At 61.2% G+C, this 23,478-nt stretch carries 27 protein-coding genes; 20 read left to right on the top strand and 7 right to left on the bottom strand.

Annotated elements, in window-relative coordinates:
- Positions 1-25: 25 nt before the first annotated feature.
- Positions 26-226 (bottom strand): hypothetical protein, encoded by a 201-nt coding sequence (locus AC0Z9V_RS01885; RefSeq protein ID WP_485140536.1) that lies wholly within the window; start codon positions 224-226, stop codon positions 26-28.
- A gap of 498 nt (positions 227-724) precedes the next feature.
- On the opposite strand from AC0Z9V_RS01885, the gene AC0Z9V_RS01880 reads away from it, so the two are divergent.
- The 17 genes from AC0Z9V_RS01880 to AC0Z9V_RS01800 all read left to right on the top strand — a co-directional run bounded on the left by AC0Z9V_RS01880 (position 725) and on the right by AC0Z9V_RS01800 (position 12,676).
- Positions 725-1,312: an SMI1/KNR4 family protein gene (locus tag AC0Z9V_RS01880; RefSeq protein WP_485140535.1), complete on the top strand. Its 588-nt coding sequence runs from the start codon at positions 725-727 to the stop codon at positions 1,310-1,312.
- Between the two features lie 124 nt (positions 1,313-1,436).
- Positions 1,437-1,787: a hypothetical protein gene (locus AC0Z9V_RS01875; RefSeq protein WP_485140534.1), complete on the top strand. Its 351-nt coding sequence runs from the start codon at positions 1,437-1,439 to the stop codon at positions 1,785-1,787.
- Between the two features lie 258 nt (positions 1,788-2,045).
- Positions 2,046-3,161: a hypothetical protein gene (locus AC0Z9V_RS01870; RefSeq protein WP_485140533.1), complete on the top strand. Its 1,116-nt coding sequence runs from the start codon at positions 2,046-2,048 to the stop codon at positions 3,159-3,161.
- A gap of 802 nt (positions 3,162-3,963) precedes the next feature.
- Positions 3,964-4,167 (top strand): hypothetical protein, encoded by a 204-nt coding sequence (locus AC0Z9V_RS01865; RefSeq protein ID WP_459268249.1) that lies wholly within the window; start codon positions 3,964-3,966, stop codon positions 4,165-4,167.
- Between the two features lie 49 nt (positions 4,168-4,216).
- The gene (locus tag AC0Z9V_RS01860; protein ID WP_485140532.1) at positions 4,217-4,618 is read left to right on the top strand and encodes a hypothetical protein; all 402 of its coding nucleotides are present in this window, start codon (positions 4,217-4,219) and stop codon (positions 4,616-4,618) included.
- A gap of 191 nt (positions 4,619-4,809) precedes the next feature.
- Positions 4,810-5,064 (top strand): hypothetical protein, encoded by a 255-nt coding sequence (locus tag AC0Z9V_RS01855; protein WP_485140531.1) that lies wholly within the window; start codon positions 4,810-4,812, stop codon positions 5,062-5,064.
- A gap of 403 nt (positions 5,065-5,467) precedes the next feature.
- Positions 5,468-6,277 carry a hypothetical protein gene (locus tag AC0Z9V_RS01850; protein WP_485140530.1) on the top strand — a complete coding sequence of 270 codons (810 nt, stop codon included), beginning with the start codon at positions 5,468-5,470 and terminating at the stop codon, positions 6,275-6,277.
- Positions 6,278-7,066: 789 nt separating this feature from the next.
- Positions 7,067-7,315 (top strand): hypothetical protein, encoded by a 249-nt coding sequence (locus AC0Z9V_RS01845; protein ID WP_485140529.1) that lies wholly within the window; start codon positions 7,067-7,069, stop codon positions 7,313-7,315.
- 112 nt (positions 7,316-7,427) lie between these two features.
- Complete coding sequence (locus AC0Z9V_RS01840) at positions 7,428-7,904, top strand: GNAT family N-acetyltransferase (protein WP_485140528.1); 477 nt, start codon at positions 7,428-7,430, stop codon at positions 7,902-7,904.
- A gap of 99 nt (positions 7,905-8,003) precedes the next feature.
- Positions 8,004-8,234, top strand: coding sequence for a hypothetical protein (locus tag AC0Z9V_RS01835; RefSeq protein WP_485140527.1), 231 nt, complete (start codon positions 8,004-8,006; stop codon positions 8,232-8,234).
- A gap of 58 nt (positions 8,235-8,292) precedes the next feature.
- Positions 8,293-8,757, top strand: a complete 465-nt coding sequence (locus AC0Z9V_RS01830) for a hypothetical protein (protein WP_485140526.1) — start codon at positions 8,293-8,295, stop codon at positions 8,755-8,757.
- Positions 8,758-8,906: 149 nt separating this feature from the next.
- On the top strand, positions 8,907-9,566 hold the full coding sequence (locus tag AC0Z9V_RS01825; RefSeq protein ID WP_485140525.1) for a hypothetical protein: 660 nt from the start codon (positions 8,907-8,909) through the stop codon (positions 9,564-9,566).
- A 137-nt stretch (positions 9,567-9,703) separates the two neighbouring features.
- A complete protein-coding gene (locus AC0Z9V_RS01820) occupies positions 9,704-10,258 on the top strand; it encodes a hypothetical protein (protein WP_485140524.1) in 555 nt (184 codons plus the stop codon).
- Between the two features lie 344 nt (positions 10,259-10,602).
- Positions 10,603-10,941 (top strand): hypothetical protein, encoded by a 339-nt coding sequence (locus tag AC0Z9V_RS01815; protein WP_485140523.1) that lies wholly within the window; start codon positions 10,603-10,605, stop codon positions 10,939-10,941.
- 197 nt (positions 10,942-11,138) lie between these two features.
- Complete coding sequence (locus AC0Z9V_RS01810; RefSeq protein WP_133081920.1) at positions 11,139-11,378, top strand: hypothetical protein; 240 nt, start codon at positions 11,139-11,141, stop codon at positions 11,376-11,378.
- Entirely contained in the window at positions 11,375-11,758 is a 384-nt protein-coding gene (locus AC0Z9V_RS01805; RefSeq protein WP_133081919.1) for a hypothetical protein, read from the top strand. Before AC0Z9V_RS01810 ends, AC0Z9V_RS01805 begins: the two co-directional genes overlap by 4 nt.
- Positions 11,759-11,866: 108 nt before the next feature.
- Entirely contained in the window at positions 11,867-12,676 is an 810-nt protein-coding gene (locus AC0Z9V_RS01800; protein ID WP_485140522.1) for an ANTAR domain-containing protein, read from the top strand.
- A gap of 93 nt (positions 12,677-12,769) precedes the next feature.
- Here AC0Z9V_RS01800 and AC0Z9V_RS01795 read toward each other — a convergent pair whose 3' ends face one another.
- From AC0Z9V_RS01795 to AC0Z9V_RS01785, 3 genes are all read right to left on the bottom strand, one after another.
- A complete protein-coding gene (locus tag AC0Z9V_RS01795; protein WP_485140521.1) occupies positions 12,770-13,546 on the bottom strand; it encodes a GAF domain-containing protein in 777 nt (258 codons plus the stop codon).
- A 490-nt stretch (positions 13,547-14,036) separates the two neighbouring features.
- Positions 14,037-14,267, bottom strand: coding sequence for a hypothetical protein (locus AC0Z9V_RS01790; protein ID WP_459267877.1), 231 nt, complete (start codon positions 14,265-14,267; stop codon positions 14,037-14,039).
- 3 nt (positions 14,268-14,270) lie between these two features.
- Positions 14,271-15,782, bottom strand: a complete 1,512-nt coding sequence (locus AC0Z9V_RS01785; RefSeq protein WP_208739410.1) for a glycosyltransferase family 2 protein — start codon at positions 15,780-15,782, stop codon at positions 14,271-14,273.
- Between the two features lie 226 nt (positions 15,783-16,008).
- On the opposite strand from AC0Z9V_RS01785, the gene AC0Z9V_RS01780 reads away from it, so the two are divergent.
- Complete coding sequence (locus AC0Z9V_RS01780; protein WP_459267875.1) at positions 16,009-16,674, top strand: dihydrofolate reductase family protein; 666 nt, start codon at positions 16,009-16,011, stop codon at positions 16,672-16,674.
- A 493-nt stretch (positions 16,675-17,167) separates the two neighbouring features.
- The gene (locus AC0Z9V_RS01775) at positions 17,168-17,752 is read left to right on the top strand and encodes a Pr6Pr family membrane protein (RefSeq protein ID WP_208739412.1); all 585 of its coding nucleotides are present in this window, start codon (positions 17,168-17,170) and stop codon (positions 17,750-17,752) included.
- Positions 17,753-18,299: 547 nt separating this feature from the next.
- On the opposite strand, the gene AC0Z9V_RS01770 is transcribed toward AC0Z9V_RS01775, so the two are convergent.
- Together AC0Z9V_RS01770 and AC0Z9V_RS01765 are read right to left on the bottom strand one after the other, a co-directional pair.
- Positions 18,300-18,752, bottom strand: coding sequence for a VOC family protein (locus tag AC0Z9V_RS01770; RefSeq protein WP_485140520.1), 453 nt, complete (start codon positions 18,750-18,752; stop codon positions 18,300-18,302).
- A 330-nt stretch (positions 18,753-19,082) separates the two neighbouring features.
- Complete coding sequence (locus AC0Z9V_RS01765; protein WP_485140519.1) at positions 19,083-19,460, bottom strand: DUF1304 domain-containing protein; 378 nt, start codon at positions 19,458-19,460, stop codon at positions 19,083-19,085.
- 708 nt (positions 19,461-20,168) lie between these two features.
- On the opposite strand from AC0Z9V_RS01765, the gene AC0Z9V_RS01760 reads away from it, so the two are divergent.
- A complete protein-coding gene (locus tag AC0Z9V_RS01760; protein WP_485140518.1) occupies positions 20,169-20,648 on the top strand; it encodes a DUF7793 family protein in 480 nt (159 codons plus the stop codon).
- Between the two features lie 417 nt (positions 20,649-21,065).
- Here AC0Z9V_RS01760 and AC0Z9V_RS01755 read toward each other — a convergent pair whose 3' ends face one another.
- The gene (locus tag AC0Z9V_RS01755) at positions 21,066-23,309 is read right to left on the bottom strand and encodes a rhamnogalacturonan lyase (RefSeq protein ID WP_485140517.1); all 2,244 of its coding nucleotides are present in this window, start codon (positions 23,307-23,309) and stop codon (positions 21,066-21,068) included.
- Positions 23,310-23,478: the final 169 nt, after the last annotated feature.

Below are 23,478 nucleotides of genomic sequence, written 5' to 3'. Positions count from 1 at the left end.
TCGGGGCGGAGCCTCCACCGGGAGGTTACTCCTGAAGTTGTTCTCGGCTCTTACGACGGCGACGCCGAGGGATCAGAAGGTTGAGTGTGAATGAGGCAAAGCCTAAAGCGCAGATGCTGTAGATGTAGGACGCATGCCCAAAGAAGGTCACCAAAAGAGCGCCGATCCCAAAGATGACGACTCCAGCGACGACGATGACCAGTAAGACGCGCACCCATTTACTCATGCGTTCAGACTAGACGGCGCCTCTCAGGGAGAGGTAACGCCCCTGTTTCCTCAAAAGAGTCGGCCTCGCGCGCGACGTAGGTACGAATTGATTCGCTTGGCACCGAATAACATCACAATCAACAAAACCCCGAAGGCAACTATTTTAGTGACCGTGTTTTGCCACCCACTATCAACTGGGAGGGTCTCTCCTGTAGTCGCAAGAGCTGCGACTGTTGCGGCGGCGTAGGCTGCGGCGCCTGACACTGCAGCCAACAGAACAAGGAGGCCGATCTGGATCAACTGCCCGCGCCAATCCCAAGGGCGGTGTGGCTGCGTGTGCTTTTGCATGATGTGAGCGTAGGCGACGAAGAGGTACTCGGCGGATTTGCGGGGACCGAAGGGGCCCGTAGGCGCTGAATAGGGTGCCCGCAAGGCGATCCTTGGTCGCTCATGGTGGCCACCGACTCGCTCGAAAGACCTGGTGTTACGGTTCGTCCGTGCCAGTAGCGTGTGGAGCATGACTGAAATTCCGATACAGCAGGCTCTTGAACGTTTTGACGCTGCAATTCGGATCGGCACACCTCCGTCAGCTCTTCAGTTCCTAGGCCCCGGCGTTGATGCTGAGTTGGTGAGGACTGAACTGGCATTGCGCGCGTTGCCTACCAGCGCTCAGCTGGAGGCCTTGTACAGATGGCACAACGGCACACACGCAAGTTCAGACACGCTCCTCGGATCGATGTGGCTGCTCCCCGGGTTATATCTACTCTCACTCGACGAAGCCATCGCTGACTACGACAGCTTCAAGGACGATGCCCGGTGGAACCCAAGCTACTTCCCTGTCTTCGCGGACGGCGGCGGGGACTTCTATGTCCTGGATCTCGCCCACGAAACAGAACCATCCATACGCCGCTTCTACTCAGAGTGGGCTGAGCAGCCCCTCGAGTACGAATCCCTGTCCGCCATGATTGAAACGGCCGCTGCAGCCTTCGAAGCCAAGGCCATTTATGTCAATGGAGCCGGGTACGTCGACGTCGACGACGAAGCTTTCGCGATCATCGCAGCGCAGCTAAACCCACTCATCCCATGGTGGACCGACCCGGTGTAATTGCGTCGATGACTGACCCGTTAGCAACAGCGACGATTGATTCCCGATGAGGGATCCCTCATCGGCGCGGTTCGGGGCGGTCAGGCGTGCAGGGTTGCAATCCTGTGTGGTGCACAATGACCGGATGAGTAGCTACAAGGTCGTCGATACCCAGTTCGAACTGCGCCGTGATGTCGTGAGCTTGGCACAGATTGTTCACGCGCCGGTCAGGCAGCCAACGGGTGAAGTGAAAACCTTCATCTTGAGCGCAAACATCAGCCGTCATAAGTCAGAGAAGTGGGGCTGGTCCAACGGTTCTGCTTCGGTCCTTGATTCCGACGGAGAGAGCTGGGGTGGCATTGTCAGCGTCAACACTGACGACGTAATCCGTCTCGTTCCGTCACCGAAGGACCGCAGCGCTGATCATCGATCTGCGTTGGAAGGTATTGCGGCAGGGCTGTTCGAACGAGCGGTCCGAGTCCTGACTATCGACTGAGCTTTCGCTTGTCCACCTTTGAGCCCCTCAGAGTCGGATGTCGTAAGGCGATCAGATAGTGGACTGACGCAGGCTGTCCCACTACGGGATCCCTCAGTAGGACGCTGGTTTCGGATGGGTGAGTCGGGTCCGGACGGCGACGCCGGCGTAGAAGATGGCGGCGATGTCGCCAATGATGATGGCTGAGGTGAGAATCCCGCCCGATATATTTCACTCACCGCCAACTTCGGCGGCTCCGTTTCATGAAAGGTCCGAACGTTGATCAACAGGCTTGAAGAGCTGGTCCTCAGTGACAAAATCAACGAGGCGATCCACCATGTCGCGGAGATGAATGCCCGACACATCAGCTCGCTGCTTCAGCCCGACACCATGGAACAGGCGCCGGAAAAATTCGACCTGTTCATTCGCCGGCTATACGTCTCTCTCGACTCGTCCTATGCCAAGGCTGACCTGGTGCACCATCTGCGCGGGGCTTACCTTGATGTGCTGTCACACCTGGACAACGCATCCTTCGCGGTCAGGGACCTGTCCCTTGAGGCGCTAACCGACGTCGTGCGCCAGATAGCTGATGACATCGAAATCCAGCCCCCGGCCGACAGCCCGAACAGAGTCATCTCTCCGGCAGCCCGTGAACGCTTCCAGGAATACGCCGGGCAGCTACGGGCCATGAGCTTTCAACCAACACTCGAGGAAAGCGCGGTACATGAGCAGGCCGTGATCGAAGAACTGGGCCGCGCAAGGGAAGACCCGTCGGCATGGCTGGAACTGTACCGCGCTAACCAGCTCGCCAGCCTTGAACCATTCAGCGTCCTCGACGCACAGGGAGATCTGGTGAACCAGCTTGAAGAGCTGGTACTGGGCGGCAGAATCGATGAAGCCCTCGATCGCGTGTCCGAAATGAACGCACAGCACCTCAGTTCGCGCCTTCGCTACAACGCGATGAAACAGGCACCCGAGAAATTCGACCTGTTCATCCGCAGGTATTACGCCTCCCTCGAATCGCCCTACGCCAAGGCCGACGCCGCCTACACTCTCACCGGTGCGTACATCACATCCCTGAGCTTCGCGACGAACGCGTTCTTCGCAGGACGCGACCTCTCACTGGACGCCCTCACCGTCGTCGCCGAACAAATGATCGAAGACATCCAGATGCAGGACACCCTGGTCGGATGCCCGGATAGGGTACTTCCCACGGCGACATACCAGCGTCTCCTCGGATATGCCGAACAACTCAAGGCAATGTCATTCCTGCCCACACCGGAGGAGAGCACCCAGCACGAGCAGGAAACAACCGCGTGGCTCGAAAGCATCGGCGAAGATCCCGTGTCCTGGCTCGAGATGTACCGCACAAGCCAACTCAGCCTTATCCGATGAGCGCGACGTCCCTGCAAGGAACGGAGAAGCTCAACAATCTCGTTCCCCCTCAAGCCCGCTGAAGGATCCTCCTGCGGACATAAGGAGACCTGAGCTCGAGGCTCCTACTGTGGATCTTTTGGTGGGAACTGTGTAGTGGAGTGAAAGCGATGTAGTCCCTGTTGAACTGCGAAGCCCACAAATAGTGCTGTTGGGGCTCCAGCGAAAACCTTGGCTTCTGGTGGAAGCAGTGCGCCCAGTAGGACTGAGGCCGCGACGGCAAGTACGAACCAAAGCCCTACCCTCTGCCAGGTCTTGAGCTTCTGCATCAAAAATGCCTTTCTAGTCAGATCTGATGACGACCGGTACGACTCGCCTTCCGATGCGACTCTACGTGAGAGCAGAAACCGCCTCTCAAGGATCCCCCGACGTCCCGCTGAGGGATCCCTCACCCGGCTTAGCCGCCCGGTCAGGGATGACCAAGTGGGCTCTTCGAGTTCCGACGATAGGTGCTCAGGCTCAGTTGTTATGTCTGGAGGCATATCAGGCTTGGATCAGTTCGTGTACCCCACACGGATCAATACGGACGCGATGCCGGTTAACCTTGCGCTTTTGATCACAGAGATAGGCGTAGTCGTGATCGTTCTGGTCATAGTTGGGGCGCTAGTCGTTGATTGCGTCGACAAGGCCAGGGACCGGCGGTCAAGGAAGTAGCACGATGGACAATCCCTCCGTTCACAGCTTGGCGCGGACCGTTGTCGGATACTGTCACTCATACAAGCCAAGGCCATTAGATTATGTGTGCTGAGATGGAGGAGATTCGATGACCCTGCGTGATCGCGGACGAGTTATTGCAGCCCTAGGTGGCGTGGCAGCCTTGATCATTCTCGTATTCGGCATTTACGTTGGCATTACCGCCGGGGTCTGGTGGTTCATTCTCGGAGCGGTAGTGGTAGGACTCGGTGCTTTCGCTGTTTATTGGGACGGCAAGCGCAAATCGGGCAGCAACCTCGGTCAGCCGGACTGATAGACGCCGCGCGGTCGTGGTCGACGGCGCGTAAGCGGATCCCCAACGGATGTCCCTGGCAGAACCGCAAGCACTCGATGAGCGCATGGTGAAATTAGCCATGAGGTTCCTCCCACGTTCGGGCAACTATGAGACTGACCCCCTGCGGCTTTTCTATTTCCATCTAGAAGCGCTGGAGACGTCTGTGATCCATCCCAAATACATGGATGATCAACTCGTCAGCCAGTTGGCTTTGACTGATTCTGACCTCGACTACGCCACCGCAGTCACCGAGCTTGTCGACCGCTGCTCTGGTAAGAGGGGATCGCCAACATCGTCAGGTGAAAGAGCCACGATCATGGCTGCCATCGAACAGCTCCGAAAGAGCGCGCCGTCGTCGGACCTCGACTACCGCTTCAGCCTCCTTGAACTAGAGCGCCTAGAAGCCATCGTCACCTCGATGAGCAACTGACGATGCGTCGGATGCCCCGATGGACGATCGGCTTACGGGAGTGCATGAGCACCTTCAGTGGAGTGGACTTTGCCCGTCAGAGCGTCAATTTGGTGCTGCTCAGTGTGATGCGAGAGCAGTAGCTTGCGAGCACTATCCTCCGAAAGAGGGCACGGGTCTGTCCCTGCATCATGACGAATACGGGAACCAATATGGCAAGTAGCAAGCAGCTCAAAGCTCCGATGATGATCGCACTAGTCATCTCACTTGTCGCCGCTTGGGCAGGAGTGCTGATTGGCAGCGATTCTGCTTGGTATTGGGCGATTCTCGTTGTTCAAGTGCTCGCGGTCATCGCGACGATTGTACTCCTCGTCCGCCTCGTCCGCGCTCAGCGTGACGAGTACTGGAGAGAACGCGGTCGTGACCCGCGCAATCCGACTCAACCAGGTTCAAAGGGCGGCTCATAAGCGGAGTCCGTTCGACGATCGGCTACCGTGCTTCTCCTAAAGCGGCGCACTTTGGTCCTACTGCTCCTCTTGGTGACGCAAGCTCCAGACGCCTCCGTACAACAACCATGGCATCATCGCGATGAGCGGCAGCCAGGACGCGACTCGTTCAGTATTCGCGAACAGGTTGATCACTCCGAGCAACAGCAGGGCACTTGCCAAGACGATGGTGAATCGAGCGAGAGGCCTCGATAAGGGGCGAATAGATTCCATATTGGCGAGAATAAGCTACCCGCGGGTCCAGTCCGTAAGCCGATCCTGATACGGGATGGTTCTGCGTACCCGCGCACCAGGACTGTTGTAAGAACGGCTGTCCCGCAGCGGGGTAGGAGTCATCGTTTTGTTTGTTCCATAGACTGCGCTCATGTTGATTGAAGAGGGCAAGCCACGGACTCTGGGTAACGCCAACACTGCAGTGCTTCGATTCAACGACGACACGACCAGAGGGCGGTTCCTACGCCGCGACGACGAGGATGCCTTCGAACTGTCCTTCTGGTGCGGTACCTGCCAGTTCCTGTTCAAGCGACTTGAAGGCTCGACCCAGACACTCTCCCTCCCCGCGGTTCAAGCAACACTCACCACCGGGCTTGAGCACATTGATGAGCGCGTGCTCGAAGCCTTCTCCCAGGTCCTGGAACCCGGCACTTACCTTCCGATGCTCCTCCAGATCCAGCCTCAGCTCACCGCGCCCGGGCGAACCGGTGATTACTTCAGCGAAGAACAGGTAGCGACCTGGGGCGTGAACGACTTTTGGGGGCTACCCGAGCACCCGCAAGTGCCCTACTACCGGACTTGGCAATCCGCGGTAACCGACGACGCCCACATGTATGAGTTCATCGTGCCGATGGTGCCGACGACCTACAACGATCAGAGCGTCGTCGCCGAACAGGCTCACCGCCTTCAAGCCTCCTCCCAACCAACCGCCGTGGCCGTCTCGACGCTCGACATCTGCGCGCCGGCGACCTTCAACAGTACGGACTACTACCGGCACTGGGGGCTAACTCACTTCCTGCTCGATGGTCATCACAAGCTTCAGGCGGCAGCGGAAACAGGCCGCCCCCTCCAGCTCCTGTCCCTACTCTCCCTCGATAAGAGTCTTGCAACAGCAGAAGAACTCCAACAGGTACCGCAGATCCGCCGCCGGCCAACCTCGCACCGGCAACACACGCACTAGGTACCACAGAGGGATCGCCCTACGTGACGCACATAGTCGTCCACGACGGATGCTGCACGAGCTAGCTACTGCCTCGGGCGATCGGATGCCGAGGTTTTGGTTGTTAGGTAGATCGAGATACCTAAGAAAAGTGCTGACACGCCGAGAGCGATGGCGGCTCTTACGGGCCTACCCTCGGACCAAATGATCGCCGCAAGTATCGCTAGAGCTAGCGACCCAAAGCACAGACCCCAACGAGCTGATCGCAACACATGCTCACGCTTCGGCTCCAACTGCGCTCCAATGTTCGTTTCAAAATCGGCCTCAAAATCACGGAGAAAACTTCCTCGCCCGCTGGACCTACTCAGTAGTCAGTGTAGGACTGCGGCATCATCAACTTCATGACGACCAACTGCGCGATCCCGTTTCCACGGATTAGCCAGTGATGACTTCGACAAAATCGGGCAGCATCGACTCAAGGTCGTCCCGGTGAGGGATCGGCGTACGCCTTCCGCTTAGGATGCGGTGATGAGCTCCTTGAACGTCCTGACGTTCCGTCCGCAGGATCCTGACTTTGTCGCTTCGGAGTTCAGCCACAGATCCCGCCGCTCAAGACGTCGAGAGAGCAAGCGGTTAGACATCCTCATTGATGGCCGGCCTCTGCGATTGTGGTGGCGGGACTGGGAACAACCGGAGTATGACTTCGACGTACCCGTACCGCCCCTAGTCACTCGCCTCTTTCGATCATCGATGCGGGAAGCTCTGATACAGCTAGGCCAGCTCCGTGGGTCAAGTCCCGGAAATAGACCCATGACCGCTGAGCTGTTTTATTGTGGGGAATGTTTCGACGTATCGGACGGAATCCTCGGCGTGCAGGTTAGTCGGGGCCAGAGCACAGTGACGTGGCAGAGGTTTGGGTGGCTTGATGAGTCCAACGGCATCACCGAAGATGCTCTGATCACAAACGCACCACCCATCACCTTCGATACTGCCGCGTACGACCGCGCCCTGGATGATGCTCAAGCCGCCCTCGCCGGCTTTTTCCGCCGCAGGGGGTAAAGACAAACAGCTCACGCATGAACCGTCCGATCAGGGATCTCTCAGCGGGATAGAGGTAATCCGGGGTGTTGTCCTCGGTAGGCTCGGGGGCGGCACTAGGCAAGGGGGCAGCGTGACTGACGAGATTCAGATCCGGCAGTGTACTGAGGGTGATTTGGCCGCATTGGAAGCGATAGAGCCACCGGGAGCGGGCATCGCCCGCAATCTCCTAAAGCACCAGGCCACCGGCACCGTTGTCTACGCAGCGGCTTGGTACAAGCATCAACCGGCCGGGACCGTCGTGCTGGATCTCGTTTCCGAACACACTCCGGAGCTGAAGCACCTCTTTGTGCAGGAATCCGCTCGAGGCGCGGGCATAGGGACAGCCCTGTGCGCCTGGACCGAGGCCTACGCCGTGCGGGCGGGATTCAGGAAGCTCTACCTCGGGGTCGGCACCGAGAATGACGGTGCGCGCCGGCTCTATGAGCGCTTGAGTTTCACTCCTACGGGACGAACAACAACGACCACTTACCAGTACGTCGACGACGACGGACAAAAGCAGCGGGCGACCGAGACCGACGACGTCTTTGTAAAAGCACTCACCGTTTGATCTTCATTGCCGCGGCACAAGCGTGTGCGGCTGAGGATCGGTATAAGGGTGGTCGATTTTCAGCTTGCGAGGTCCCTTCCCTGGGGTCAGGATCAGGGCATGACGACACCCAGTTCAGGTCCGGGAAAACAGGAGTACAACTCCACACAGGTTAAGCAAGGTGTAGCTGTCGCCCTGGGGCTCAGCATCATCCTATGGGTGATATGGATTCTTGCCTCCCTGGATGGAAGTTTGGGTTTTCCCCTGTTCCCAATCTTGGCAACAGTCGGGTTCATCATCGGGATGTCACGGCTGCGAAAGACGCAGGCAAGGGAGCGCGGCAACCACTAGCGTTGCGACCGCGTCCCGGCATATCCGCGAAAGCTTGAGTCCATGGTTGTCTGTACTCGTGACGAACCAGGAGCAGGGAAGCCCGAACGGACACAGGCGAAGAAGAGCGCAGCTACTTCTCTTCATCGGGATGCCCATCGTTGCGGGGCTTCTGACCCTCCTGACCGGTAACCTGCAGCCCGTCTTTGCGGCGATGTTGATCTACCTGCTGCCCCTCATCTCTCCCTCGACTCGCGATGGCGCACTTGCCAACGTGGCACCAGTTGCGATGTCGGCGCCGCGCGGATCGTCTGCAAGCTGGTGGGCGCGCCGTCGCCGCTGGGGGTTCTATGCCGCATTCTCGGTGCTTCTTGCTCTCAGCCTTGCCTTTCTGCGGTCAGCCCTCACCGATACCTGGGGCGGTGGCGACGCTGCTTTGGCTGTTTTATGCCTTATCCCAATCGTCGTGATCTTCCGGAAGCCACCGCAGATAGTTGCCGGCTTCGGTAGAAGTAGGTCAGTCGCCTCCCCTGGAAACACGTGAAGGCTGTCCCGCTGGGGGATCCTCACACGCTGCACTGTGGGCTCGGCAGGTAAATGCGTGCTCCTTTGGAACGGTGCTGCTAGCTGATAGCTCGAAGCGACTCGTCGAGTCGGAGGTAGAACGGACCGAAGGTGACCTAGATTCGGCACATGGGTACAGCAGCCAAGGGCCGAACGCAGATCGATAAGCTCCTCTTCGTCTCCCAAGAACAATCCCTTCCTTTGCGCATCCTTCGCGACGTCGGTGGTTTGAGAACCGAATTCGGTGTGGTGGTGGGCCTGTCTGAGGGGTGGGTTGTCGTGGCTGAACTGCGCGAGGGGGTACTTCGGGACGGCTACGTGGCCTTTCGAACCAGTTCGATCAAGCGAGCCAAGGTCTTCGATACCTTTATAGGCTTCGTCCGGGAAAACAACCAGTGGCCCCCGCACAGCCCGGTCCTGACCGCAGACCTCGGAAATCCTGAACAACCCATACAGACAGCCGCCAAGGCGGCAGGAGTCGTCTCGCTCTACAGGGAGGACAAACATCCCGAACAGTTGCTCATCGGTGTCCCGGTCAAGTGGAGTAACAAGCGTCTGTGGCTCTTCACGATCGATGAGCATGGACAGTGGGAGTCGTTCCTGGATCGGTTCCGTTTGAAAGACGTCACGAGAATCGGATTCGGCGGGGTGTATGAACGCGCCGTCTCGTCGACGGCCGGTCCAATGCCGGAGTCAATTCCGGACAAGGACGACCGTGGGAAGAAAGTACAACTGCCGTCAAGCCTGCCGGAGGCAGGAACAAGCAGTCCGGCGTCGCCGTCCCGCTGAGGGATCCCGCAACGGGATCGGTAGGTAGAGCATATTCCGTGGCTGTCTTCGGCACGTAGGTTGGTGTGATGCAAGCAGTAAGTGTGGACGAACGAGATCCAAGGTGGGAGGGGTACCACCCCCGCTATCGCCTGTACGTGTTCGAGGGACCAGGAAACGCAGTTGCCACCCTCGACATCATCGACGCAACGATCGAAGAAGCGTTGGAGCTGGCAACCGATACATCCAACAACGACGAGCAGTTGTGGTCGCTGGCTCTCGTCCACGATGATCCGCAGAGTGCACGCGGCCTGATCTGGTTGTCCGGAATGGACTACAACGACATCCCTGGCTCGCCCCAAGATTGGAAGCTGCGCGGGCACATGCAGGACAGGTACCTGAGGGCGAAACACCGCCGCGGATTACCGACGGTGCTGCCAACCGGGCAACGAGTTATCCGCATGTTCCCGGAGTGGGTGTCGGGATGGCCTCTTTGGGAGAACTACTCGGAGGAATACAACCTCACCGGCTCCGACCTAAAGCTCTCACCGGGCCTCAGCAGCGCGCTGTACGACTGGAACGAAGCCTGGTCGAACCGGGGTTTGGACGACCCGCTGCCTTCCGGTTGGCGTGCGACAGGCGAAACCCTCGCGCAACAACTCCAGGCAGAGCTAACCGACGTCGCCGAGGTCAGACCAGAATTCCTTACCTGATCACCACTTCGTTCCGCACCCCACCCGTGGTCCCGCTCAAGGATCCTTCAGCGCGCATTCCGCCGGCGCGATGAGGCCAGCTCGCACTCTCGGGTTTGAATGCTCTCAACAGCGGCACATACGGCCTCGGTCGCGCACGGAATCATGGGTCGTCCGGCATTCTCGTGGTCCTTTGAACCACGTCTATGCACCCACTAACTGTGCTGCCCTTCCGGCAAAAGGTCAGGGCAAGCGGACGTCGTGGAAACACTCCGTGATGCCATGTTCTGATACGGGGTTCGACTGCCTTATGCTGATGACTGGTCCTGCAAGCGGCCAACCGGTTTTCCGTTGATGGAGCCACCATGTACGACCGCCTTCTCACCCTGATCAGGGTCGACCTCGCGAATAACGAAGCAACGATCTCCGTTCGAGGCCGCTTCACCACCACGAACTACCGGGCCCTTGTGCCCCTCATACAGCGTGCCCGCGCTCTACCGGGCAACCCCATCGTCACCATCGACATCGCGCGGGCGGCCACGGTGGAAGCTGACGCGACCCGCCTCCTCCTGGAGGCGTGCCACTCGGCTCCCCCGCACATCTCCACACACCAGAGCCAGCACAGCGCCCCGGCCCCGGTCCGCATTACCGGGTCCGCTGCCCTGTCTGACACCTCACGCGTAGCTTCACCCGTCGCCGCCTGACAGTCCGAACACCTTCTCCACACCACCGGCCTGTTCCCCCGCCGAACAGCAGCTGCAGGACTCCTGTCCCGCCTGTGCTGTCCGTCCGGGGCCCGGACTGTGCTGCTGAACAGCACCAGCTCGCCGTCATGCCGATCCTCGTCGCATGTGCCGGCACCTCCTCCCTCTCGCGTTTTCCCCTCTTTTCAGGAGTAGTTATGAATTCTCGTCTTGTACCCACCAATTCTTTCCCCGAGGACCTCGCAGCACTTGAGGACATCGAGTTGCAGGTCCTGCACAGCAGGGTTCAGCGCCAGGTCGATCACGAATACAGTCACGAGTTCGGGCTGAACCCGGAAACCGAGTTCCGGGCAGCGGATGTTGCTGAGGAGTTCGAGCGCCGCGAGGCGCTGGCACCGTCGTGGGGTTCCCTGCTGCACTCGATGCTGCAGGCATGAGGGCCAACGGGGCACCTGATGCCCTTCCACACTTCGAGCACCGTGCCTTTGATGTCCTGGTAGCGGACCTGTCCCCGGCCGCCGCGACCTGCTTCGTCGCGGATTTCATCTCGATGCTTCCATCACGACTCGAGAGGATCACCGAGGCGCTGGCTGCAGGCAAGGACAGGGACGAGATGATCACGGCGTTGGCGAGCCTGGGAGTCAGCGCGAGCATGACCGGGGCGACGCGCCTGGCCCTGACCGTTGACACAGCGCTGGCTGATCTTTCCAGGGCCGCCCACCCCAGCACGTTGCTGCCAGTCCGGCTGCGGCGTGAGGCACAGCAGTTCGCATACGCCTATGCCTCGTTCCAGAAAGCGTCGTCACTGGCCGCATAAGCCAGGCCAAACACGCACCTGCGGAGTCCTTGCCGCGGTCCGTGATGGGTCATTCACGTCCGGTCCCGTCAGGGTGCCGTAGCATTTCATAGGTTCATGAGGTGACCCATGGTTCAGCAGCGAGCCTTCCTCCGCCTCTTTTCATACGTGAATGAGGACTCAATGCCGGATGAGCAAGAACTGGCCCGTGAAGCTGAGCGGGACAGCGTCACAGCCCAGTTGCAGAACATGGTGCTCGAAAGCGATGACGTTCAGGAGTTCCTGAACGGACTGGTGTCCGTCGCAGCCCAGGCCTTCACTGGGCCCTACGGCGACGTGTTCTGCGGCATCACTCTCCTGCGCCCAAGGTCGATGGTGACAGTGGCTAGCAGCAGCGAGAAGGCCCGCCAGGTCGATGAGGTGCAGTACGGGTTCGACGACGGGCCCTGCCTGCGTGCAGCCCGCGAAGGAATCACCGTCCACATTCGAGACTTCCTGACCGAGACCCGGTTCCCGGAGTACCGCGAAGCGATCGCCGGCCACGGGCTACGCTCAGCCCTGGGCATTCCCATCCGCCTCGACGAAGGAGCCAGCGCCGGCCTGGACTTCTACTCAACCGAACCGAACACCTTCGACGCCAAAGGTATCCGCGTCGCCGAAGGATTCGCCCGTGACGCATCCCAGTCCCTCCGCCTCGCCGTGCGGGTAGCCAAGCTCACCGAAGCAAGCACGAACATGCGGGCCGCCATGGAATCTCGCACCAGCATCGATATGGCCATCGGGGCGATCATGGGCCAGAACCGGTGCGGCCAGGAAGAAGCCACCGCGATCCTGCGAAAAGCGTCCTCGAACCGGAACGTGAAGCTACGCGACTTATCCGCGGACATCCTGAACTCGATCGGACAGCACGAACCCGTCATCACGCACTTCGACAGCTGATCCTCGACACCGCGCCTCACCGTTCCAGCACGTGCCTGCACACACCCGCACCGGAACCCGACAACGATCAACGGTCGGCAGTGACGGCAAAGCTCAGGCGTTGATCTCGTCTTCGACGAGGCTGGCGAGTTTGCGCAGGAAACGCCCGTCCTGGGCCGAGAAACCACGCGGCTTCTGGTCAATGACGCACAGCGTTCCGACGGTCCAGCCCCCGGGCCCACGCAAGGGGTAGCCGGCGTAGAACCGGATGAAGGGCTCCCTCGTCACCAGGGGATTGGTCCTGAACCGGTCATCTTCACGGGCATCCGGAACGATCAACGGTCCAGCGTTACGGATCGTCGCGTTGCAGAACGTGATCTCCCGCGGCATGTTCTGCTCGATGGGCCCGATGACCGACTTCAGGAACAACCTGTGATCGTCGATCAGAGCCACGATCGATGAGCTGACGTTGAAATGGTCCCGGGCCTGCTGCGTGTACCGGTCAAACCGCTCCTCGAACGGCGAGTCCACAAGATTCGTGCCAGCGACAGCATCAAGGCGTTCCTGCTCCGCCTCTTCCTCCGTAAACAAAAACACCCCCAGCGCCCCCAGCAACTTACGGGAGTCCTCCGGTGACTCTGCGGCCTCGTCGTCCTCGCTGCGGGGAACCTGGATGTCCACGGACGTGCCCTCAAGGAGCTCATTCATCGCATCCGCGAGAATGGTGCGCTCACTTCCCGACAAGATGAGCAGTCCCCCGAGATATGCCTCCACCTCGAACTCCGACACCTCACCACCCAGGGCGTAGTACTTCACCCACAGCTCACCAACCGAGATGTTTGCGCTGGACAGGGCAAGGGCAGTGAGCCTGATCTGCGTTCGGCCGTTCATAGGACCTCCGATCCCGCCCATCCTCGCGAACCTGAACCAACAACCCGAGGCGACAGTGAGATGAGGCCGAACCAGGGACTGCGGTAACGCACACAACCAATTATCAGCCTGCTTAGTTTTCCAAGGATAGTGCAGTATCCGGCTCGCACGAAACAATCACCCATATGACCAGAGGCGCTGACCGCTAAGGACGGCAGGCGTGTCGGATGTGGCATTGGAGCCGGAATCGCTCGGCAAAAGCAATGACGCGCGAGTCCTGCGGCCCCGCCTCGCGGCGACCAACGCTGACGGCGGACACACGGCGGGTACTTGAGGATCCTACGGGCCGTCATCACATGTCGGCCGCGCGTTCGGTCAGTGCTCGAAGCGGGTTGCTGGTTGCTGTTGACTGACGGATGCGACGACGGCGGCCGCGATGTCGCGGAGCTTGCTGTTCCTCCCGCATGCCGGTAAATGGCGAACAACAGGTGTCATGCGTAGCCCGTGCCCGTTACTTTCGAAGGTCGGGATAGATGCCCCTGGTCTCGGCGCGGCGGTTCCGGTTGGTCACCCAATCCGACGGGTAGATCTTCGGCAGGACATTCGACAGGGCCAGCGAGGCGTAGATGACCGTATTGATCGCTACGAACGCCGCGAGAATGGCGAACAGATTCGAGTGCAGCACCGACTCCGGAAGGAGGATACCAGTGGGGACGATAGGTCCTGCTGACGTGCTGAACATGGCCTAGGCCTCCTGGGATTCGAGCGAGCGTGCCGGGGCGGCGTGAGTGAGGTGCTTCCAGCTGGCCGTACGGCCGAAGGAGAGATCGACGACGCCCTTGACGTAGACGAGGTTGAGGAACATGTCGAAGAACAGCTCGGGGAAGAGGGTCAAAGCCAGCAGCCGTGCTCTCCACCCGCCCTTCCACACCGTGACGACGCGCTCGACGGTGAACAGCAGTCCGAGTCCCAGCCAGAAGGGGAACCAGATCCACGTCTCGAGTGCCACGACGGTGATCAGAATGAGCGCGAGGTAGGAAGTCAGAGCGATCACCCCGTACCCGATGCCGAGCTGCTGCGCCCAATACCGCATGGTGGGAGCTGTGACACCGTAGGCGCCGATGTTCTCAAGCGCTCCGCGCTGCCAGCGGAGCCGCTGGTTCCACAGGGTGCGCCACGACGGCATGAGCTCGGTCACGACGGTGCAGTCCTGTGGCGAGATCATGAGGCCTCCGAGGGACTTGAGGGCGATGGTGAGTTCGTTGTCCTCCGTGAGGGAAGCAGTGTCGTACACATCACTCGGTGTACCGGGGATGGTCCTGCCGCGGCTGGCGGCGATGGTGCGCAGCGCCACCGGCCGGAACAGTGAGGCGGTTCCCGTCAGTACGAACACCCGTCCGCGACGGCGGCGCATCTGGCGTGAGTAGCGGATGTACTCGTTGCGCTGAAACTGGCCGATCAGCCCGTGCCCGTCCTCGCCGTAGAAGAGTCCACCGACCGCCATGAGCGCGCGATCATCGACGAAGCGCGCCACGGCGCTGGCGAGGAAGCCGTCATCGAGCTGTGTGTCGGCATCCATGACCATGACGACGTCGTTGTCCCCCTGCTGCGGCAGGACCTTGGTGAGCGCCTGGTTCAGGGCGCCGGCCTTCTTGTGGGTGTTGCCGACCGACTCGATCACCTCGACACCGGCCTCGCGGGCGACGCGGACGGTATCATCCGTGCAGTTGTCGGCGACGACGATGATGCGCTCCGGCCGGTGCGACTGGCTCTGCAGCGACGCGATGGTCTGCGGGAGGGAGGCCTCCTCGTTGTGCGCCGGGATGAGCACTGTGATCGTGACCTCGCCGGCGAACACGCCTCGGTTGGCGGCCATGACGACCTTGGGGGCAAGGGGCTGGTGGTTCGGGTTCATCGACCGACGCGCCTTCGTCGCGATCCGGCGTTCCACCACGGCGAGTCCTGCTCCTGCGAGCAGTGCGAGGGCGATCGCGGAGAGGATGACGTTCAGATCCGGGGCGTCGGAGTTGTAGAGGAGGCTCCAGACACCGACCACAGCGTCGTGCGGATCGGCGACCGTGGTCTCGGGGCCGTTCACAGCGACCGCCAGCCAAAGCAGGGCTGCGGCCAGCGTGACGAGACCGACGATCACCAGGCCGACAATGCGATCGAGCTTGCCCTTGGTCGCGTAGGGCGCTGGCTCCGCCTCGTCCGGTTCAGGCTCAAGGCGATTCTGGAAAGCAATTTGCGTGGTCATGGAATGTGTTCCTTTCGAGACCGGCACCACGGCAACTTCCCCTGAAGTACCTGGCACGAGTACAGCGCCACCACCCAGCCGGAAGCCGCGCTTCAGCTTCGAGTCTTCCGCACCATCCTTAATCCAATCCGAGGCTAAACCCGAAGAAATAGGCAACGATTGCTATGGATCACCGCCTCTGATGATCCAGGCCGATGACATTCGTGGAGCTGTTCCGTCTGAGTAGATGACGAAAGAAGATCTGGAAGGAGATCGGATTATGGGACGGATCAGTGTGACGGAGAGTGTGACCCTCGACGGAATCATGCAGGGCCTTGGCCGGGTTGACGAGGACACCCGCAGCGGGTTCGCGCGCGGCGGATGGGGGGCCGGCTATCAGGACGAGGTGTCGATGACTTTCATGGGTGAAAGGATGACCGGTGAGGGGGTGATGCTGTTCGGCCGCCGGACCTACGAGGACATGCTCGGCTACTGGACGGCAGCGACGGACCCGAACCCCTTCACTCAGTATCTGACGCAGGTACAGAAGTACGTAGTCTCCCGCGCACCAAACCCGTCCACCATGAAGCTCGACCACCCAAACTCGACGCTGCTCACCGGTGAGGCAACACACACCGTCCGCGACCTGAAGGATCGAACGGACGGGAACATCACAATCCTTGGGAGCGGCGAGCTTGTTCGCGCCCTGCATACAGCCGGCATGGTCGACGAATACATTCTGCAGATTCACCCCATCGTGCTGGGTCAGGGGACTGCCCTGTTCGGAGCTGCAGACCGGGCAAATCTGACGCTGCAACGGTCCGTCACCACCACTACCGGTGTCATCATCGCCCAGTACTCCGTTACACCCGTATCCAGCGGGAGTGATGAGGCCGAAAGCGGCGACCGATAAGCTCCAATCGGAAAGGTCAGAGCAGTCGGGCACGCTCGAGACGGGGCTTTTCGAGATCACTTGCTCGGTAGGGATCGCCACTGCCCCGATGGAGTCTCGCTGTACGGCCAGGAGCGACTGTGGTGCGGGAGCAAACCTTACTGCAGTGTATGAAGGAACCGGCACGAACCGGAGGTCGATGTTAGCGGTGAGGGTACGAGTGACGTCAGTGAGAATCGAACTCAGTTCTGACGAGGCCATGGTTCTGCACGTGTGGGTGGCCAGCTTCAATCAGACTGGAGAGAGCACACAGGTACTGCCCTAGGACGACGAATAGACGCACCTCGATCGGAAGGTTCAGCATGAGCAGTGAGCGTGGCAGGAACAGAGTTCGGATTGCGCAGGGGCATACTTCGTGAGCGCGCCGGTCACTCGCTCGACCAGTTCATCCCAGGACTCGCGGTCGGAGTTCCGCTTGGTGCGCCCTGTGGCTCGATTGATTGCTGCTTCCGCTGTGGGTACGGCAGTGGTTGCGACGTTCCTCGATACCGCGTCGAGGACAACGATCAATCCGTTCAACTTCTTCGGGTTCTTCACCATGCAGAGCAACATCATGACTGCACTGGTTCTTCTGATCGCCGCGGTCCTGGAACTCGGCCGACGACCGGCTCCGGTGTGGCTTGTGCCCGTACGGGCTGCGGTGACCACCTTCATGGTCGTCGTCGGCGTCGTCTACAACCTGCTGCTGGCAGGTCTTGCTGGCGGAGTCGATCTGGCCTGGGCGAATTGGGTCCTGCACGTCGCGTTCCCCATCTACGCGTTCCTCGACTGGCTCCTCGCCACTGACCGACACCCCCTGCCCTTCACAACTATCGGGCTGACCCTTGTCTATCCACTGACATGGTGCGCGGTCGTCCTCGTTCGTGGTGCCACCGACGGCTGGGTGCCCTACCCGTTCCTGGACCCTGCTACCGGTTATGGATCCGTCGCCCTCTACGTCGTCGTCATTGCCGTCGCGTTCGCCGCGTTCGGCGCCCTCGTCATCGGGATCAGCAGGATACGCCTGCCCTGGGCGAACCGCTCCAACTCCACGCGGTAGGTCCCGCGCGTGGACAAGAGCCGCCGCTCCCAGCCCACCAGAACCGACCGGAGCCCCGAAATGCAGACGGACCACGGTGATGTCCGTGGTCCTTGCCGCTCACATGCTACTTCGTTCCACTCGCATCCGGGCCTTCGCTTCTCGACTTCGAGGAACGCCGCCCATGTCGAGACACACAGTCCGTCAATCCGAAGTTGTGGCTCGTCCCAGCAGCAACCACCAGCGACGCCATGTGCTCCCGCGACGTCGTCGGCCACGCCAAATGCATCGCTCATGGAGCGATAGGCATCACCGCTCAGAACGCGTTCGTCATGCTCACAAGCCGGCTTCTACACCAACACGAAACTCATCGACGTGGCCGAACACCTCGCCACGACCGGAGCAATACCCTCCCGGGCCATGAATGCCTGCCACCGGACTGCGGAGCGGAAACCACTAGTTCCCGACGGTCTGCTGGCCCAGAGGAGAATCGGCGGCCGTGCGCGTCCCGTGGCTTCCTTGCGGCCCGGGGCCGTCGTTCGAATGCGTGAGTCGACCGGGGCGTGGCTCAGCTGTGCGTCGTGTTCTCCCGCATCTCCTCGAGGCTCAGCTCCGGTGCGTCGCCTGCTGCCGCCTCCGGGTCCATCCACACGAAGTCCCAGTGGTGGCCGTCGGGGTCGTCGAAGCTCTTGGAGTACATGAAGCCGTGGTCTTGCTCGCCGGCGGGCGTCGCGCCCGCTGCGAGGGCCTTTGCGTGAACGTCGTCGACCTCCTCTTTGCTCTCAGCGCTGAGGGCGAGCTGCACCTCGGTCGAGGTGGTGGCGTCGATGATCGACTTGCTGGTGAACTCGGCGAAGAACTCCCGCGTGAGCAGCATCGTGGTGATCGTGTCGCTGATCACCACGCTCACGGCATTCTCGTCGCTGAAGCCCTCGTTGATGGAGTACCCGAGCGCTTCGAAGAACGTCCGGGATCGCGCGAGATCACTGACGGCCAGGTTGATGAAGATCGTGGTGGGCATGGAGACGATCCTTCTCTCGGGACGCCGGCGGCCCGTCGCCGCCGATCGTCACTGCATGATGGTGAGGGGCGGCCGACATTGTCAAACGACTGGGAGCAGCGTTGCGGTTCGGCCGGGGCCCGTGGTTCCCAGCTGCCACCCGGCCGCGGAGGTACGTCCCGTAACCCTGAAGCTTCACACGACACTCGAACGGGTCGATTGCCGTGCCACCTCTTCCCCGGAATCACGGGGCTCCCTCTGTCTGGGGAACTCCTCTCGACGCCCTTCTCGAACGCCTAGCCCCGTATGTCGCCGAACAACGACAGGGCCGTTCCTTCGCTGCCCGATGAGCTAGCTGACGGCGATCAGGGTCGCAACGATTGCGAAGACGGGGAGAACTCCTTGCTTGATAGCTGCGCTCCTCTTGGTCGGACTTGAGACGAACAAGACCAACGCTGCGGAAGCCATCGACCCGACCCCGGCAAGTATCAATGCCGCGCCGACACCGGCGTCAGCCGCAACGAACACGACGATGCCCACCAGAGCAATGAGGGCGAGGAAGAGATTGTAGAAACCCTGGTTGAACGCGAAACTCTTCGTGACCTTGACCTCGGCATCACTGGCCGGCCCGAACGTGCGACGCGCCTGAGGACCTTCCCACGCGAGGGACTCCATCCAGAAGATGTAGAGGTGCAGTACGGCAGCCAAGGCGGTCAGGATCAATGCCATCAGTGTCATGGTGAGCTTTCCGGTAGACGTGCACGGTCCTAAGCGGCGAGAACGAGACGACTCTACCGAGCCACTACACGCCGAATACGGTCGAGCCCGAGCAGCCAGCGACTCCACGCAGTCGTGCCCACAGCCTATCCGGCCGGATACCATCACGACGCGTTCGATAGGCGATGCCCTGTCGGTGCATCCGGCCAGCGCCGGGAATCCCTAGGTTCGGCACGGCAGACCTCGACCTCATCGAGGCAGCACCACCCCGCAGAGCCACCACAGACGCACGCACCACCGAAGCAGGTATGGCCCGCGACCGCAGGTAGCCAGCAATACAGCGGAGTCACCGACTCTGGATCTCGAGCATTTCCCGCCGACAGGTGGCATATGGAAAGCGAAGGCAACGCCAGTCGGAGGATGACGCGGAGGAACTGGTAGTTGGAGGGAATGCTCGCCGAGCCGCCGGCGGAGGAATCTGATGAGTGAGGACCCTTGATGGGAGTTCGGCTCCGATTCCGGCGGCTGGTCCCTCCGGTAGCTCCGATCTCGACGTCCGCCGCCTGGTGGGAGTCGCCGGATCGCGTCCGAGCGTTCGCTACCCCGGCTGTCGACGCTCAGTGGGGACGGCGCTTCCTAGTAAAATGACGATCGGATCTCCGACTGGTCTCCCAATGCTGATGTGTTGAGTTGGTGTGCCGACGCTGCGAAGGCAGCACCATGCCATCATCCAGTGAGGAAGACCCAGTGATCAAGGCCTACACGTTCGACGACCGATTCGACGTCGTCCGCTTCGAGCGTTGCGCTGTCTCCGTGCGTGCCAGGACGAACGTCGTCATCTCCGAGGTAGATGCTCTGATGATCCTGCGGCGATGCTTCGAGCTGACGGACAACCGGCAGTACGTCGTCCTCCTGACGGTCGCCAACATCATGGGTGTAAGTGCTGGTGCCCGCCGTGTCCTGTCCTCCTCCCGCAACGTTCTTGCTGCAGCGCTGTTCGGCCAGGGTGCCATGGATGAGGTTCTCGCCGGTCCCTATCTGCGGGCCGTGTATCCGGGCGAGTACTTCACCGAGGAAGCCAGCGCCCTGCGGTGGCTGGCCATGATGCACGATCTCGTATGCGCCGACCCTGTCCCCCATGCCCTGAGTCTTACCGTGGACCTGGATCCGTTCCGCCCACGGAAGCCACGAGTAGCCTGAACCGCGTCACTTCCGCGGCACCCGGTCGTTCTGGCGCATGCAGGGCGAAGCACAGCATGGCGTTAGGTGTCGGTGGTGGGGCAGCGCCGCCGTCACAACACCCCCCGGCGGGAACTACGCCTCGGGTGATGTGGCGGTCACTGACCCAGCCCGGAGACGCGGCTTTCGACGCACATCGACGGGCACTTCGGGAGCTAGCCGGCACCGTCTGACGCATTATTTCTCGATCAGACGTCTCGTCGACCTGAAGCATCACGAGACACTCGAACGGCTCGAGCCCCGTGCAACCATTCCCCGGAATCGAAGGGGGTCCTTCGTCCCAAGTACCCGCCTCATCGGCTTGCAGCAGTATGGGCGGCGGGGAGCACTTCCCCACCGCCCATATCCGCGCGGACCCGTCAGCTTCTCCTGGAGAAGCTACTGGGCCTTCCCGTTGCCCGGTCGTACGGTGATCGCAGCCGTTGCGGTGGTTTCGATACCGGCGTGGTTGACCGCAGTGGCGGTGAGCTCGAAGCTGCCTTTGAGCCCTTCGATGGGCAGTTCGTATCGGCCGTCGACTCCGGTGATCTCCTGCCCGTCGAAGGTGACGGTGAGTGAGCGGACGCCCGACTCGGCGTCGTCTGCTCGGATGTCGAGCGTGAGTCCGCGCTTGGCACCGACCTTCGTGTCCTTGAGCCCTGTGACGACTGGTGCTGTCTCGTCGGGCACCGGAGCATTCACGTAGGCGATGCTCGGAGCGGGAGGCGTCGTCATCCCCTCGCCCAGGAAGAAGCTCGTGTGAGGGGGCTGGTTGTAGGCGGTGTTCTGCCATGCGACGCCGAGACGGTACACAGGATCGTGCATCAGGGTGCGGATGCGGTGCTCGGTGACATCGGTGGTGGTGAGGATCTTCAGCGATGAGTGATCGGTACTGCGGTAGACGAGTTCTTCGCGCCAATCACCGAACAGGTCGGCCTGCAGGGCCGGGTTCCCCTTGGTGCCGTTACCGGTGAGTGCGCCGTCGAGGGTGAGTAGCCGTTCTTCTGTCGTCGACTCCCAGTCCCACTTCGAGATGGTCGGGGTCGCACCGGTGGCGAGCTCCAGCGGGTCGGTGTAGTCGTGGTCGGTGATCTCACGCAGCAGGTCCCCGTCCCACCAGGTGAGGAAGTTCGCCGCGGGGATGCTCGTGCCGAGGTCCGTGCCGTCGGCTGCGCGGAGTGACCCGACCTTGGAGTAGAACTTGTAGGTCCCTCCGATCGCCCACGCCTCGTTGCCCTCATGGGTCGGGTCGATGTCGCCTGCAGCTCCGCGACCGGTGTCACGGGTACCGGGGATGGACCAGAGGATCTCGCCGGTTGCGGCATCACGCATCGTTGCCGCACGCTGTCCGCTGCTCGTCATGCTCTCGTGCACCGAGTAGACCTCGAGCCCGTCACGGGAGGGGATGTGGTCCGTGACGTGCATCGCGTCGCCGTGGCCGAGGCCGGTGGTGTACAGCGGGGTGCCGTCGCTGTCGATCGTCATGGATCCGAAGACGATCTCGTCGGCGCCGTCGGCGTCGACGTCTGCGATGGAGAGGTTGTGGTTGCCCTGGCCCGCGTACTGGCTGCCGGCAGTGGTCGAATCGAATGACCAGCGCTCCTGGATCCTGCCGTCGACGAAGTCGAACGCGGCGATGGAGGTCCTGGCGTAGTACCCGCGGCTGAAGATCATGCTCGGGGTCTCACCGTCGAGGTAGGCCGTGCCCGCCAGGAAGCGGTCCATCCGGTTCCCGCTGGTGTCACCCCAGGAGGCCAGCTCTCCGCGCGCCGGTACGTAGTCGATGCTGTCGAGGGCCGCACCAGTAGTGCCCTCGAAGACGGTCAGATATTCCGGCCCGGCGAGGATGCGGCCGCTCGTGTTGCGGTGGTCCGCCGCGGCGTCGCCGATGACGACGCCGGCACCATCGACTGTGGCGTCGGCGGTCTTCATCGCGACTTCGGCTCGACCGTCACCGTCGTAGTCGAAGACCTGGAACTGGGTGTAGTGCGCTCCGGCACGGATGTTGCGGCCGAGGTCGATCTGCCACAGCCGCGTGCCGTCGAGCGTGTAGGCGTCCAGGTAGACGTTGCCGGTGTAACCGGAGCGCGAGTTGTCCTTCGCGTTCGTCGGGTTCCACTTGAGGATGATCTCGTACTCGCCGTCGCCGTCGAGGTCTCCGACCGATGCGTCGTTGGCTTCGTACTCGTAGGTCTCCCCTGTCGGAGTCGTTCCTCCTGCCGGGCGCTGGAGCGGGATGTCCAGGGACTTATCCCCCCACGGGCTGAACTCATCGGTGACCGTCACTTCGCGCTGGTCGATCAGCGCGGTCACGCGGTAGACAGAGGTACTGGTCCCTGCCGCGTCGAGCATGTTCGTGCTCCCGGTGATCGGGTCTTCAGTGATGCGCACGCCGTCGCGGTAGACGTGAAACCCGATCGATTCGGGGTCGAGGCCGAGCATCCGCCAGCCGACATAGACTCCCCCTTCGGTCGTCACGGCGACCGGGGCCCGATCGAGGTATTCCATCTGCCGGACCGGCGTGTCCTCCGGCGCAGCTGATGCAGGCACGCTCACCAGCGTTGCAGCAGCAACGGCGGCCACTGCCGCCGCTCCCAGTCCTCGTCGTGATCTTCGTGGGTGGACGAATGAAACCATAACCATCTCCCTTGATGTCCTGGTACAGAAGAAAGCCCAGAGCCTCCCCAGTTGGGAAACCGCTTTCCTTAACGACTTCATCGTCCGTTCGCGGCCCGACGGTTGTCAAGAGCAACAAGCCGGATCGTGCATCGCCCCTGAGGACATCACGGGCCGAACCGCTGTTACTGCAGAG

The sequence above is a fragment of the Arthrobacter sp. UYP4 genome (assembly GCF_057291175.1).
Note: the sequence above shows the minus strand (reverse complement) of the source record. Positions and strands in the feature narration are given on the sequence as shown.